14 protein-coding genes and 1 pseudogene are annotated in these 13,671 nt (G+C 67.4%); 6 read left to right on the top strand and 9 right to left on the bottom strand.

The window, feature by feature from the left end:
* From CXZ05_RS08685 to fabF, 6 genes and pseudogenes are all read left to right on the top strand, one after another.
* Positions 1-571 (top strand): annotated as a pseudogene (locus CXZ05_RS08685) (pyruvate dehydrogenase (acetyl-transferring), homodimeric type); the annotation flags it as partial.
* Positions 572-756: 185 nt separating this feature from the next.
* Positions 757-2,001: a CdaR family transcriptional regulator gene (locus CXZ05_RS08680; RefSeq protein ID WP_102972180.1), complete on the top strand. Its 1,245-nt coding sequence runs from the start codon at positions 757-759 to the stop codon at positions 1,999-2,001.
* Between the two features lie 88 nt (positions 2,002-2,089).
* The gene (locus CXZ05_RS08675) at positions 2,090-3,019 is read left to right on the top strand and encodes an ACP S-malonyltransferase (protein ID WP_180987325.1); all 930 of its coding nucleotides are present in this window, start codon (positions 2,090-2,092) and stop codon (positions 3,017-3,019) included.
* Positions 3,016-4,077, top strand: a complete 1,062-nt coding sequence (locus CXZ05_RS08670; RefSeq protein WP_102972178.1) for a beta-ketoacyl-ACP synthase III — start codon at positions 3,016-3,018, stop codon at positions 4,075-4,077. Before CXZ05_RS08675 ends, CXZ05_RS08670 begins: the two co-directional genes overlap by 4 nt.
* Positions 4,078-4,158: 81 nt before the next feature.
* Positions 4,159-4,404: an acyl carrier protein gene (locus CXZ05_RS08665; protein WP_076802402.1), complete on the top strand. Its 246-nt coding sequence runs from the start codon at positions 4,159-4,161 to the stop codon at positions 4,402-4,404.
* A 210-nt stretch (positions 4,405-4,614) separates the two neighbouring features.
* Entirely contained in the window at positions 4,615-5,850 is a 1,236-nt protein-coding gene (gene fabF, locus CXZ05_RS08660) for a beta-ketoacyl-ACP synthase II (protein ID WP_102972177.1), read from the top strand.
* 120 nt (positions 5,851-5,970) lie between these two features.
* Here the strand turns inward: fabF and CXZ05_RS08655 are convergent, their stop codons facing one another.
* The 9 genes from CXZ05_RS08655 to lepB (CXZ05_RS08615) all read right to left on the bottom strand — a co-directional run bounded on the left by CXZ05_RS08655 (position 5,971) and on the right by lepB (CXZ05_RS08615) (position 13,612).
* Entirely contained in the window at positions 5,971-6,474 is a 504-nt protein-coding gene (locus tag CXZ05_RS08655; protein WP_003806074.1) for a DUF3145 domain-containing protein, read from the bottom strand.
* A 255-nt stretch (positions 6,475-6,729) separates the two neighbouring features.
* Positions 6,730-7,656, bottom strand: a complete 927-nt coding sequence (locus CXZ05_RS08650; RefSeq protein ID WP_102972176.1) for a tyrosine recombinase XerC — start codon at positions 7,654-7,656, stop codon at positions 6,730-6,732.
* Positions 7,657-7,758: 102 nt separating this feature from the next.
* Positions 7,759-8,943 carry a DNA-processing protein DprA gene (gene dprA, locus CXZ05_RS08645; protein ID WP_102972175.1) on the bottom strand — a complete coding sequence of 395 codons (1,185 nt, stop codon included), beginning with the start codon at positions 8,941-8,943 and terminating at the stop codon, positions 7,759-7,761.
* Positions 8,944-8,955: 12 nt separating this feature from the next.
* Positions 8,956-10,500: a YifB family Mg chelatase-like AAA ATPase gene (locus tag CXZ05_RS08640; protein ID WP_102972174.1), complete on the bottom strand. Its 1,545-nt coding sequence runs from the start codon at positions 10,498-10,500 to the stop codon at positions 8,956-8,958.
* Positions 10,500-10,856 (bottom strand): YraN family protein, encoded by a 357-nt coding sequence (locus tag CXZ05_RS08635; protein WP_102972173.1) that lies wholly within the window; start codon positions 10,854-10,856, stop codon positions 10,500-10,502. Before CXZ05_RS08635 ends, CXZ05_RS08640 begins: the two co-directional genes overlap by 1 nt.
* Positions 10,857-11,037: 181 nt before the next feature.
* A complete protein-coding gene (locus tag CXZ05_RS08630) occupies positions 11,038-11,364 on the bottom strand; it encodes a DUF2469 domain-containing protein (RefSeq protein WP_003806068.1) in 327 nt (108 codons plus the stop codon).
* Between the two features lie 62 nt (positions 11,365-11,426).
* Positions 11,427-12,098, bottom strand: a complete 672-nt coding sequence (locus CXZ05_RS08625; RefSeq protein ID WP_102972172.1) for a ribonuclease HII — start codon at positions 12,096-12,098, stop codon at positions 11,427-11,429.
* A gap of 2 nt (positions 12,099-12,100) precedes the next feature.
* Positions 12,101-12,931 (bottom strand): signal peptidase I, encoded by an 831-nt coding sequence (lepB, locus tag CXZ05_RS08620; protein ID WP_102972171.1) that lies wholly within the window; start codon positions 12,929-12,931, stop codon positions 12,101-12,103.
* On the bottom strand, positions 12,932-13,612 hold the full coding sequence (lepB, locus tag CXZ05_RS08615; protein ID WP_102972170.1) for a signal peptidase I: 681 nt from the start codon (positions 13,610-13,612) through the stop codon (positions 12,932-12,934). It lies immediately after the preceding gene.
* Positions 13,613-13,671: the final 59 nt, after the last annotated feature.

Here is a 13,671-nt window from a genome sequence, read left to right as displayed (position 1 = left end):
CCTCGACGTCGAAGGCGTCATCAAGGGCATCTACAAGCTCGCGGCCTCCACCACCGAAGGCCCCAAGAGCCAGATCCTCGCCTCCGGCGTCTCCGTCCCATGGGCCCTCGAAGCCCAGCGGATCCTCGCCGAAGACTGGGGCGTCTCCGCCGACGTCTGGTCCGTCACCTCCTGGAACGAACTGCGCCGCGACGGCCTCGCCGCCGAAGAGGAAGCCTTCCTCAACCCCGGCAAGGAAGCCCGCCAGCCCTTCGTCACCAAGCAGCTCGCCGGTGCCCAGGGACCCGTCGTCGCTGTCTCGGACTACATGAAGGCCGTCCCGGACCAGATCCGGCAGTTCGTCCCGAACGAGTTCGCCACCCTCGGCGCCGACGGCTTCGGCTTCTCCGACACCCGCGCCGCCGCCCGCCGCTTCTTCAAAAACGACATCCACTCCGTCGTTGTGAAGACCCTGCAGCTGCTCGCAGCCAAGGGTGAGGTTGACGGACAGGCGCCGGCGCAGGCGATCGAGAAGTACCGCCTGCTCAACGTGAACGCCGGCACCACGGGCAACGCCGGAGGCGAGTCCTAACCAGCGGAGCCAAACCCAACAAAAATGACGGCGGTCCCCACCCACGGGTGGGGGCCGCCGTCGTCGTTGGGCGGGTGCTTCCCCGGTACTACAGGAAGTGCCGGATGTGCTGTGATGCAGCGCAACCGCAGTTGTAGCCTTTGCACAAAATGGAGCTTGTCCCGCAGGCACCGTATGCTCGAATTATGCCCGAGCCGTCCCCTGCCCCTGCACCGCGCAAACCGTCCTCCCGGTCCATGACTCCGGAGAAGACGGAGACCCTGAAAAAGCTCAGGGCCAGCGTCGGTCAGTTGTCCACCACTACCATGCGCCAGCTGGAGAAATCACTACCCTGGTACAGCCGGCTCAGTTCGGACGAGCGCTCAGCGCTGGGACTCGTGGCGCAGAACGGGATCGCCGCATTCGTCACCTGGTATGAGCGCCCCAGTTCCCCTTCCTGGATCCTTTCCGACGTTTTCGGCACCGCCCCGACGGAACTGACCCGCTCCATCAGCCTGCAGAAGGCGCTTCAGCTCATCCGGATCGTCGTGGAAGTGGTGGAGGACCAGGTTCCGGTCATCGCCCCCGAAGCGGACCAGCCCTCCCTGCGCGAAGCAGTCCTCCGGTACTCACGGGAGGTGGCATTTGCCGCCGCCGACGTGTACGCCCGGGCCGCGGAGTCCCGGGGATCCTGGGACACGCGGCTCGAAGCCCTGATTGTGGACGCCATCCTGCGCGGCGAAAACACCGACGCGCTGCGCTCCAGGATCGCTGCCCTCGGCTGGAAGGCGCAGGAACGCTTCACCGTGATGGTGGGGAACTCGCCGTCGGAACCCAGCGCCAGCTACGTCAGCGAACTGCGCCGCATGGCCGGCCGGTACGCGGAGGATGCCCTCGTGGGCATCCAGGGCGACAGACTTATCCTCATCCTGGGCGGCGTGCACGACCGGGAGACCGCGTATGTGAAGCTCAGCGAGATGTTCGCGCCCGGTCCGGTGGTCTACGGGGCGGAGGCCAGCTCCCTGCTGGAAGCCAGCGGATCTGCGCAGTCCGCCTTCGCCGGGCTCACCGCCGCCCGGGCTTGGCCGGCCGCGCCGCGCCCGGTGGCGGCCGACGATCTCCTGCCGGAACGGGTCATTTCGGGGGACGATGCCGCCCGGCGGTCGCTGGTGAAGAACATCTACCGTCCGCTCCTGGCGGCGTCGAACGGGCTGGTGGAGACGCTCGGCACCTACCTGGAGCTGGGACATTCACTCGAGGCGACAGCGCGGGAACTCTTCGTCCACGCCAACACTGTGCGGTACCGGCTCAAGCGCGTTTGTGACGTGACAGGCTGGGATCCGCTGCTCCCGCGCGAGGCTTTCGTGCTGCAGGCAGCCCTTGTGGTGGGGCGGCTTTCGACTCCCGCGAAGCCCGCCGCCGAGCGTGTTGCCGCGCGGAACACTAACTGAACCGTTGTAGACTTCCTACAATCTGACCCCGTGAGGTTGGTGTACGGAAACACCAATGAATCACCCGGTAATTTGGAAAGCTGGATACGTGCTTGCAATCGTCTGCCCTGGACAGGGCTCACAGACCCCCGGTTTCCTGGCCCCATGGCTGGAACTGCCTTCCGTAGCAGGCCATCTGGCCTCCCTGAGCGAAATTGCAGGTATCGACCTCACTGCGCATGGGACCACCTCTGACGAGGAAACCATTAAGGACACCGCCGTCGCGCAGCCGCTCATCGTCGCGGCTGGGCTGGTGGCCGCCAAGTCGCTGTTCGACGTCGAACTCAGCACGCTGCCGGTCATCCTGGCCGGGCACTCGGTGGGCGAGATCACGGCGTCCGCGCTGGCCGGCGTGCTCACCGAAAAGGAAGCCATGACGTTTGTGCGCGAACGCGCCAACAGCATGGCCGCGGCCGCTGCCGTCACCCCCACCGGCATGAGCGCCGTGGTGGGTGGCGACCCCGCCGAGGTCCTCGCCGCCATCGAGGCCGCGGGCGCAACGCCCGCGAACGTCAACGGCGCGGGCCAGACCGTCGCCGCGGGCACGTTCGAACAGCTCAAGGCCCTGGCCGAGAACCCGCCAGCCAAGGCGCGCGTCATTCCGCTGAAGGTCGCCGGGGCATTCCACACCTCGCACATGGCTCCTGCGGTGAGCGCCCTCGAGGCGCTCCGCCCGGAACTTCAGCCGCAGGCACCTGCCGTGCCGCTGCTGTCCAACTTCGACGGCCAGGAGGTCACCGCGGGCAACGCCGCCGTCGACAGCCTGATCGCCCAGGTCTCGCGCCCGGTCCGCTGGGACCTGTGCATGGAGACCCTCGTGAACCGCGGTGTCACTGGCGTGATTGAACTCGCACCGGCGGGTACCTTGGCCGGACTGGCCAAGCGGGGCATGCCGGGAGTCAAGACCGTTGCTGTCAAAACGCCGGACGACCTGTCCGCGGCCCTTGCACTCTTCGCAGAACTGGAAGGACAGGCATGAGCACGCCGGTACTGAAGCAGACCCCGGTCAACGAGCACACCCGGATCCTGGGCATCGGCGCGTACCGGCCCGACGTCCTGGTCACCAATGAGGATGTGTGCCAGTGGATCGATTCCTCCGACGAGTGGATCCGCCAGCGTACCGGCATCGTCACCCGCCACCGCGCACCCGCCGACGTCAGCGTGATCGACATGGCCGAGGGCGCTGCCCGTGAGGCCATGCAGAAGGCAGGGATCGAGGCATCCCAGCTCGGCGCCGTCATCGTCTCCACGGTGACCCACCCGTACGCAACGCCGTCGGCCGCGGCGAGCCTCGCCGACCGGCTGGGCGCCACGCCTGCCCCTGCCTTCGACATCTCCGCTGCCTGCGCCGGCTACTGCTACGGCATAGCACAGGGCGATGCGCTGGTCCGTTCGGGGGCCGCCAACTACGTGCTCGTTGTGGGGGCGGAAAAGCTCTCCGACGTCATCGATAACCGCGAACGCACCATCTCGTTCCTGCTGGGTGACGGCGCCGGCGCCGTTGTCATCGGCCCGTCGGACACCCCCGGCATCGCTCCGTCGGTGTGGGGATCAGACGGCAGCAAGTGGGATGCCATCGGCATGACCCGCTCCATGCTGGACGTCCGCGACCTTGGCATGGCGGCACGCCGGTCCGACTCCACCGGCGACCTCGCGCTCCTCGAAGAGGCGCAGGAGCTCTACCCGACCCTCCGCCAGGACGGCCAGACGGTGTTCCGCTGGGCGGTCTGGGAGATGGCCAAGGTCGCCCAGCAGGCGCTGGAAGCCGCCGGCGTCCAAGCCGAGGACCTGGTGGCCTTCATTCCGCACCAGGCCAACATGCGGATCATCGATGAGATGGTCAAGAAGCTCAAGCTGCCCGAGACCGTTACCGTGGCCCGGGACATCGCCGATGCCGGCAACACCTCCGCGGCATCGATCCCCCTGGCCACGCACCGCCTGCTGCAGGAAAACCCCGCACTGAGCGGCGGACTGGCCCTGCAGATTGGCTTCGGCGCCGGACTGGTCTTCGGCGCCCAGGTAATTGTCCTTCCGTAGCAATTCCGATCACCAAGCCGCGACCGCGGTTTGCCCATTTCCGGCATCCTCCGCCGGCAATAACAAGAAAAGGAGCCATCAATGGCTAGCAACGAAGAAATCCTGGCCGGACTGGCTGAAATCGTCAACGAAGAGACCGGCCTGGCCCCCGAGGCCGTCGAGCTGGACAAGTCCTTCACCGAGGACCTGGACATCGACTCCATCTCCATGATGACCATCGTCGTCAACGCCGAAGAGAAGTTCGGCGTCCGCATCCCCGACGAAGAGGTCAAGAACCTCAAGACCGTCGGCGACGCCGTGGACTTCATCTCCAGCGCCCAGGCGTAAGCAGGACACCCGCCTTCATTGGCGTCAGCCTCTACAGGCTCCAGCCTTCATGGGCTGAACCCGGCTGGCCGGACCGGACGCTAACGTTTTCCGGACCGGCCAGCCGATGCACCACCCCTAAAATTTTTGCAGATTTCCCCGCACGCCACCCACTCCGGCCTCCGGCCAGCAGCACAGGACACGGCAGGCGCACCGACAGAGAGTGATCCCATGACACGCAAAGTAGTCATTACAGGTCTGGGTGCCACCACGCCCATCGGCGGCGATGTACCCACGATGTGGCAGAACGCGCTGAAGGGGGTTTCCGGAGCCCGCACCCTCGAGGACGAGTGGGTTGCCAAATACGAGCTGCCGGTCCACTTCGCCGCCCGGTGCTCCACGCCCGCCCTCGACGTCCTGAGCCGTGTTGAGGCCAAGCGCATGGACCCGTCAACGCAGTTCGGCGTCATCGCCGCCCGCGAGGCCTGGGCCGACTCCGGCATCACCGAAATCGACCACGACCGGTTGGCCGTTGCCTTCGCCACCGGCATCGGCGGCGTCTGGACGCTCCTGGACGCGTGGGACACGCTGAAGGAGAAGGGCCCCCGCCGCGTCCTTCCCATGACGGTTCCGATGCTCATGCCCAACGGCGTGGCCGCCGCCGTCAGCCTGGACCTGGGCGCCCGCGCCGGTGCGCACACTCCCGTTTCCGCCTGCGCGTCCGGTACGGAAGCATTACACCTCGGACTGGACCTGATCCGCTCCGGCAAGGCCGACGTCGTCATGTGCGGTGGCGCCGAAGCCGCCATCCACCCGATGCCGCTGGCAGCGTTCTCCTCGATGCAGGCCCTCTCCCGCCGCAACGACGATCCCGAGCGCGCCTCGCGCCCCTACGACCTTGACCGTGACGGCTTCGTCATGGGAGAGGGCGCCGGCGCGCTGGTGCTGGAAGCCGAGGAGCACGCCCTCGCCCGCGGCGCACGGATCTACGGCGAGCTGGCCGGCACGTCCGTGACCGCCGACGCGTACCACATCACGGCACCGGACCCCCAGGGCCTGGGCGCCACCCGCGCACTCAAGGCAGCCATGTTCGACGGCCGCATCCAGGCCGAGGACGTGGTCCACGTCAACGCCCACGCCACGTCGACGCCGGTCGGTGACAAGCCGGAGTACACCGCCCTGAGGGCAGCGCTCGGCAACCACGTCGACAACGTCGCCGTCTCGGCCACCAAGTCCCAGATGGGCCACCTGCTCGGTGCCTCCGGCGCCGTAGAGGCCGTCCTCACCGTCCTGGCTGTGCACGAACGCAAGGCCCCTGTCACGATCAACCTCGAGAACCAGGACCCTGAGATCCCGCTTGACGTCGTGACTTCCGCCCGCGCCCTGCCGGCCGGCGACATCGTTGCGCTCAGCAACTCGTTCGGCTTCGGCGGGCACAACGCCGTCGTTGCCATCCGCAGCGTGTGATGTGACCTGACTGATAGCGAAGAAGCCCCCGCCGGTTGGCGGGGGCTTTTTCGTTGCTATGGGGAATTGCTGCGGCTGGCACGTTCGCCGGCGCCGCCGTCTTCTGCCGAGCTGCCGCCGTCAGCCGACCTGGTGCAGCCAGCGCACCGGCGCGCCTTCGGCGGCGTGCCTGAAGGGTTCCAGCTCCTCGTCCCATGCCTCGCCGAGGGCAAGCGACAGTTCGTGGTAGACGGCGGAGGGGTCGCCGGCGCCGGCCTCGTAGGCGTAGCGGATCCGGTCCTCGGACACCATGATGTTGCCGTGCACGTCTGTCACGGCATGGAAAATGCCCAGCTCAGGTGTGTGGGACCAGCGTCCGCCGTCCACGCCCTGGCTGGGTTCTTCGGTGACCTCGAAGCGCAGGTGCGCCCAGCCCCGAAGGGCAGACGCGAGCTGCGCACCTGTCCCCTGCGCGCCGGTCCAGGACAGCTCCGAGCGGAACATGCCGGGCGCGGCGGGCTGAGGGGTCCATTCCAGATCCGTTCGCTTGTCCACGACGGATCCGATGGCCCACTCAACATGAGGGCACAGGGCGGTAGGGGCCGAGTGAATAAACAGCACACCGCGGGTCATTGCAACAGACATTCCATCCTCCATAGCTGTAGGTACGTCTTCCCCAACGACCTGCATGGACGGATATTTGCTGCTCCGGGCGCCGCGTGGTGCCGGTGATTCCTGCCAATCTATGAAATTACTTGCCGGACTCACAAGAGGCGCCTGGAGACAGGTGCTTCAAGCACAACTTGAAAGTTGCCGAACTTGGATCTTATTGTGCCGTACGCCGCCTAATTACGCCAGTGCAATTCGGCGTGGTGTAGAAGACGCGCCGGCGGAAAGTGCCTAGGCGCGCGGGTGGGCCTGCTGATAGCTCTTACGCAGCCGGTCCACCGACACGTGGGTGTAGATCTGGGTGGTGGCGAGGCTGCTGTGACCGAGGATCTCCTGGACCGCCCGAAGGTCGGCGCCGCCGTCGAGCAGATGCGTGGCGGCGGTGTGCCGCAGGGCGTGCGGGCCCGTGGCGGACGTGTCGCCCAGCGCGTCGAACAGTCCCTTCACCACGCTGCGGACCTGGCGCTGGTCCACCCGGCGGCCGCGCATCCCCAGGAACAGGGCCGGGCCGCTGTCCGCGACTGCGAGCGTTCCCCGTCCGCGGCGCAGCCAGTCATCAACGGCGAGCGCAGCCGGAAGCCCGTACGGCACCGTCCGTTCTTTGTTGCCTTTGCCGAGCACACGGAGGGTTCTGCGGTCCGGGTCGAGGTCATCGACGTCCAGACCCGCCAGCTCGCCGACCCGGACCCCGGTGGCGTAGAGCAGCTCGACCATGGCCCGGTTGCGCAGGGCAATGGGCTCACCGTCTTTGGCTGCCTCGTTGAGATCGGCCAGCAGCCGCGCGAGCTGCTGCTGCTGCAAAACCCCCGGCAGTGAGCCGTCACGCTTGGGGGCCTGCAGGCGCAGGGCAGGATCAGTTTCGATGAGTTCTTCCCGCAGCGCCCAGGCGGTGAAGGTCCGCGCCGTGGCGGCGCGGCGGGCAAGGGTGGAGCGTGATGCTCCGGCCTCGCTCTGGCTACCCAGCCAGCGCCGGAGGGTTCCCAGCTCGAGCCCCGCGGGATCGGTGACGCCTTCGCCTGCCGCATAACCCAGCAGGCTGGAGACGTCGGACAGGTACGCGCGCACCGTGTGTTCGGACCGGGCCCGCTCACCCGTCAGGTAGCGTCCGAAACCCGTGGCGGCCTTGGCGAGCGCGGCCGGCAGTTCCTGTTTCTCCACTCCCCCACTGTCCCAGCATTTGGCACGGAACCAAGGAACGGCGCGCCAATCATGCAATGGCGCGTAGCCGCCCGGCGAGGGGACGTCGCCGGACGGCAGGCCCTATGTTGATTGCTTGGTGCGCTTCCAGCCTCCCATCTCGGATACGGCCAGTCCCAGCAGCGCCAGCCTGCCAAGCCCCGCGCGCACCGATTCGGCGCCCAGTCCGGCAACACTGCAGAGTTTTTCGACGGAGCTGGCGGACCGCAGTGGGAGCGCGTCCAACAGGATCAGGTCCTCGAGCGTCAGGCCGTCGTGATCGGCGGACTGCCCGCCCTTCTCATCAGGCAAGGACTGGCCGCTGGGAGACGCAAGCTCGGCGATCTCCCCGGCATCAGTGACACAGACAGCGCCGCCCTCGCGCAGGAGCCGGTGGCAGCCGGCCGAGTTGGCGCTGTGGACTGATCCGGGGACAGCTCCGACCGCCCGGCCCAGGGTTTCCGCGTGATGGGCGGTATTCAGGGCGCCGGACCGCCATCTGGCCTCCACCACAACCGTGACGGACGCAAGGGCAGCGATCAGCCGGTTCCGCTGAAGGAACCGGTAGCGGGTGGGTGCGGAGCCGGGCGGAACTTCGGCGAGCACGGCGCCCTGGTTGGCTACAGCACGCAGGAGGTCCTCGTTGCCGGAGGGATAGAAGCGGTCTACGCCGCCCGCCATGACGGCGATGGTCGGCATCGCATCGGAGCCCCCTGCCAGGGCTGCCCGGTGCGCGTGGGCGTCAATCCCGTACGCGCCGCCGGACACCACAGTAAAGCCCCGCTGCGCCAGCGAATAGGCAAGGTCACCGGTGACTGACGCGCCGTAGCTGGTACTGTCCCGCGAGCCAACCAGGGCCACCGCCTTGGCTGCCGGGGGAAGTTCGAACTCGACGCCCCGCCACCACAGGCAGATCGGCTGATGCAGGCCAAGGTCGTCCAGCTGCCGCGGCCAGAGCCCATCCGCCGGGATGATCATCCGGCCGCCCAGTCGCTGCATGGTGGCCACGTCGCGCTCGGGGGCGAGGTCGGGGATCCTCGGCGCCCAGCGTTTCAGCGCTGCACCGAGGCCGGCCCATGAATTCACGGCACTGTGCTCTGCCAGCAACCCGGTGATGTCCTGTTCCAGCCCAGGCCCGTAGCTGACCTGGCCGGTGGCTATCCTCAGGGCATCCTCAGCCCCGGCGACATGCACCAGGGCCATGCCCGCCACGTCCTGTGGCTCCATCAGCCTGGACAGCGCTGCCCGGGCAAGTCTCTCGTTGTGCATGGGGGTTTCCTTTCACGCCGCCGCTGAGGCGGTCTGGCGTAGGCTCAGGGCCTGTCCGATGTCGTTCCCGTCCGGCTGCTCGCGGCCGGCGAGGTCCGCCAAAGTCCATGCGAGGCGGAGGACACGGTCATAGCCCCTGGCCGTGAGTACGCCTCGTTCCAGTGCATGGTCCAGGATTCGGGTTGTGGCGGACGCAAGTCTCAGCTCGCCACGTAGGATGCGTCCGGGCACCTGGGAGTTGGTTTCCATGCCCCAGTGCTGAAGCCGCTGCAGCTGGCCTGCCCTGGCAGCCAGGACCCGGGCACCGACCGTTGCGCTGTCCTCCGCTCCCCCGGACTGGCCAAAGTCCGCCAGCGACACACGGTCCACCTGCAGCTGGATGTCGACACGATCCAGGAGCGGCCCGGACATGCGCGACATGTAGCGGCGCCGCATGAAGGGGGTGCAGGTGCATTCAATACCCTTCCCCGAGGCCTTGCCGCACGGACACGGATTGGCTGCCAGCACCAACTGGAACCGCGCTGGGTAGGCCGCTGCTCCGGCCGAGCGGTGGATGACCAGCTCGCCGCTTTCAAGAGGCTGCCTGAGTGCATCGAGGACCCTGCGTTCGTATTCGGGCGCCTCGTCCAGGAACAGGATGCCGCGGTGCGCCCGCGACGCCGCGCCGGGGCGCGGAAGCCCCGACCCGCCGCCGATGATCGCCGCTGCTGTGGCCGAGTGGTGGGGATTCTCGAAGGGCGGCCGCCGGACCAGCTGCACTCCGGCTGTGGGGAGTTGGCACAGGGAATGGATCGCCGTCACCTCCATCGCCTCCGTGTCGCGCAAATCGGGCAGAAGCCCGGGAAGCCGCTCGGCCAGCATGGTCTTGCCGGCGCCGGGCGGACCGGTCAGCAACAGGTGGTGCGCACCGGCGGCGGCTACCTCAAGGGCACGCCGTGCCTCTGCCTGTCCGGACACGTCACACATGTCCGGGACAGGCGCATCCACGGACACAGGCTCAGTCCCGGCGGGTTCATCCTCCGGTGCGAAGTCGAGGACAAGTTCCTGCGGGTCAGCCCCAAAGTCGAACACCAGCCGCGCCAGGGTCCGGTAGCCACGGACCCTGGCACCCGGGACGAGTTCGGCCTCGGCTGCGTTCGCGTGGGCCACCACGATGTCATGGAACCCGGCCTGCACCGCGGACATCACGGCCGGCAGTATGCCGCGGACAGGCCTGAGGCGTCCGTCCAGTCCCAACTCGGAGATGAAGACGGTGCGCCCGGTGGGCCTGATGTCCTCCGCGGCACGCAGCACCGACATCGCGATGGCAAGGTCGAAGCCGGAACCGCGCTTGGGCAGGGAAGCCGGAATGAGGTTGGCGGTGATCTTCCGCCGGCTCAGCGGAATGCCGGAGTTTTGCGCGGCCGAGCGGATGCGGTCACGGGCTTCGTTGAGGGAAGCGTCCGGCAGTCCGAGGAGCACAAAGGCCGGCAGTGTCTGGCCGATATCGGCCTCGACCTCCACGATGTAGCCGTTCAGGCCGACGAGGGCCACCGAATAGGCTCTCCCCAGCGCCATCACAGCACCCCTTTGAGGTGTTCAACGGCGGGTTTGCCAACGCCGTCGTCCAGCACGGCAATGACGTCCACCCGGCGCATCGGCAACCGCAGTCCGTGGTCCCGGCACCAGGCCGAACCCAGGCGGTGCAGCCGGGCGAGCTTGTCTGCGCCCACTGCTTCAAACGGGTGACCGTAGGCGAGCGAACGCCGCGTCTTCACTTCCGCAATGACGAGGGCATCGCCGTCCAGCGCGACGATGTCGATTTCGCCGTCCGGGCAGCGCCAGTTGCGCTCCACGATCAGCATCCCCAGCGATTCCAGGTATTCCGCCGCGAGCTCTTCCCCGCGCCGGCCCAGCAGGTCCTTGGCTTTCATATCCACCTCCGCATCAAGACTGCGGGGGCGGGATCACGCCGAACAGGGCACTGTCACGCTATGTGGGAAAGGTCGCCGGGGCCCCCGGGGAAAGGCGGCGGGGACGCCGAAGAAACACCGGCTGTGGAGGAACAGTGGCCCTCAGGCAGTGCCCCAGGGAGACCCCGGAGGGTCCGGAACCTCAGTTGCCGAGGTCGACGTCCTTGGGCAGCGCGAGCTCCTCGTTGCGTGGCAGTTCCTCGACGTTAACGTCCTTGAACGTTATGACCCGGACGCTCTTCACAAACCGCGCTGAACGGTAGACGTCCCAGACCCAGGCGTCCTGCAGCGTGAGGTCAAAGTAGACCTCGCCGTCGGCGCTCCGCGCCTGCAGGTCCACGTGGTTGGCGAGGTAGAAGCGCCGCTCGGTCTCGACCACATAGCTGAACAGACCCACGACGTCGCGGTACTCACGGTAGAGCTGGAGCTCCATGTCGGTCTCATAGTTCTCAAGGTCTTCGGCACTCATGGTTCCATCTTGCACCATGCGGGGGGAACCCGCGCACCGCCCTGCCCCGGAGAGCAGGTTCGCTACTCGGACAGCAGGTTCCAGCTGACCCGGTGGTAGGGGCTCGGGCCGCGGGTGCGGATCGCTTCCCGGTGCAGCACCGTGCCGTAGCCCTTGTTGACGTCCCAGCCGAAGTCCGGGTACTCGAGGTGAAGCTGCTGCATGTGCTGGTCGCGCTCGACCTTGGCCAGGACACTCGCGGCGGCGACGCTGAGGCATTGCATGTCGGCCTTGACCAGGGTGTGGACGGGTGCGTCACAGCCGGGGTCGGTGACGACTTCGTCGAACAGCGAGGGCTGGACGGCGGGTGAGAGCCAGTTGTGGCTGCCGTCCAGCAGGACGACGTCGGGCGTGATGCCGGCGCCGAGGATCTCGAACCAGGCCCTGTTTCCGGCGGCCCGGAGGGCACCCATGATGCCGAGGTCATCGATTTCGCGCGCGCTGGCATGTCCGACGGCGGAGGCGACACTCCAGGCCCGCACCAGCGGGTCGAGCCGTTCGCGGTCTGCCGGCTTGAGCAGCTTGCTGTCCCGGACGTCGGCCAGCAGTTCCATGTGCTGCAGGTCCACGACGGCGATTCCCACGCTCACCGGTCCGGCAAGGGCCCCGCGGCCTACCTCGTCGACGCCGGCCAGGAACCGCGCCCCGCGGGGCAGGAAGCGCTTCTCGTAGTCAAGGGTGGGTGCAACGGACATGGCTAACCTGCCGACGGCACGTTCTTGAAGACGTCGGGATAGTTGTTCAGGGCCGCCCAGCGGTTCATCGGCCACGCGATGACCGCTGCCTTGCCTTCAATGTCGGCCATGTCCACGAAGCCTCCGTTGGTGTCGGTGTGGGCACGGGAGTCCGCCGAGTGGTTGCGGTTGTCGCCCATCACCCAGACTTTGCCCTGCGGCACTACGACGTCGAAGGTGCGCACTGCGGGAACTTCGGCCGGGTTGACGTACGCCTCGTCCAGCCCGGCGCCGTTGACGGTGATCTTCCCGCCGGCGTCACAACAGACGACGTGGTCCCCAGGCAGCCCGATGACCCGCTTAACCAGGTGCTGCTCGGAGTTGTCCGGAAGCAGGCCAACGAAGGTCAGCCCGTCCTCCACAACGGTGAACGGCCCGTCCGCCTTTTGCGGTGTGGGCGGCAGCCAGCCCTTGGTGTCCTTGAAGACAACGACGTCGCCGCGCTCCAGTGCGAACGGCTCAGGCACGAGGAGGTTCACGAAGATGCGGTCGTTGATGTCCAGCGTGTTCACCATCGACTCGGACGGAATGTAGAAGGCCCGGAACAGGAAGGTTTTGATGAGGAAGGACAGCACGACGGCGATGACCACCACCGTGGCGATTTCCTTCAGCCACAGCAGGAAGGGGTTGCGGGGACTGCCCTTTTCCTGGCGGCGGGCGCCGGCAGGAGCAGCTGACCCGGGTCCGGATCCGCCGGGAGCGGGTACTTCCGCAACGGGCTCGTGGGCGGCATGCCGTCCCGGCCCCGCAGAAGTCTGCTGCGGCTCGGAGCTCCCGGGATCGATTTCCGGCATCTACTGACCGTCCTTTGTTGTTGTAGTGGCCGCCAGCGGCGGCCGCGCCACTGACGCAAATCTATCAAGCGGCCAGAGAATCTGTACCGGCCTGCCGATCACCCTGTCCGACCGCACCATGCCGCCGCCGGGCGCCCCCAGCAGGCTGCGGGAGTCTGCGGACACCGAGCGGTGGTCCCCGAGCAGCCACAGCCGGCCCTCGGGGACAGTCACGTCGAACTTCTGGGTGCTCGCTGCATCACCGTCATAGAGGTAGGGTTCCACGAGCGGCTGACCGTTGACTGTGAGGTGTCTGCCGGCGTCGCAACAGACCACGTGGTCGCCGGGAAGCCCGATGACCCGCTTTACATAGGTAGTATCACTGCCGGACAGCCCCAGCCAGTGTCCTGCCGCGGCCGCCGCTTCCTGCAGCGGACCGGCCCCGCTGTTCAGCGGGGCGAACGAGCCCCGGCCGTCGAACACGACGACGTCGCCGCGGCGGATCGGTTCCGACTGGAAGGCGGTGCGGGACACCAGGATCCGGTCACCCGCACCGAACTGCGGCTCCATTGAGGCGGACGGAATGTAATAGACGTCCAGCCACAGGGAGCGGATTAACCCGCTGACCAGGATGGCAGCCAGCACTGCCAACAACGCAAAACGCCAGCCCGGTTTCCCCGGCTGGCGTTTTGTCTGGTCCATGATCCGTATCCTGTGGCGCTGTTGCGGATGGCTCCGGCGCTGGCCGGACACGGGTCGGG

The organism is Arthrobacter sp. AFG20, from assembly GCF_002892795.1.
Lineage (GTDB): Bacteria > Actinomycetota > Actinomycetes > Actinomycetales > Micrococcaceae > Arthrobacter.
This window is presented reverse-complemented; position numbering and strand designations above follow the sequence as displayed.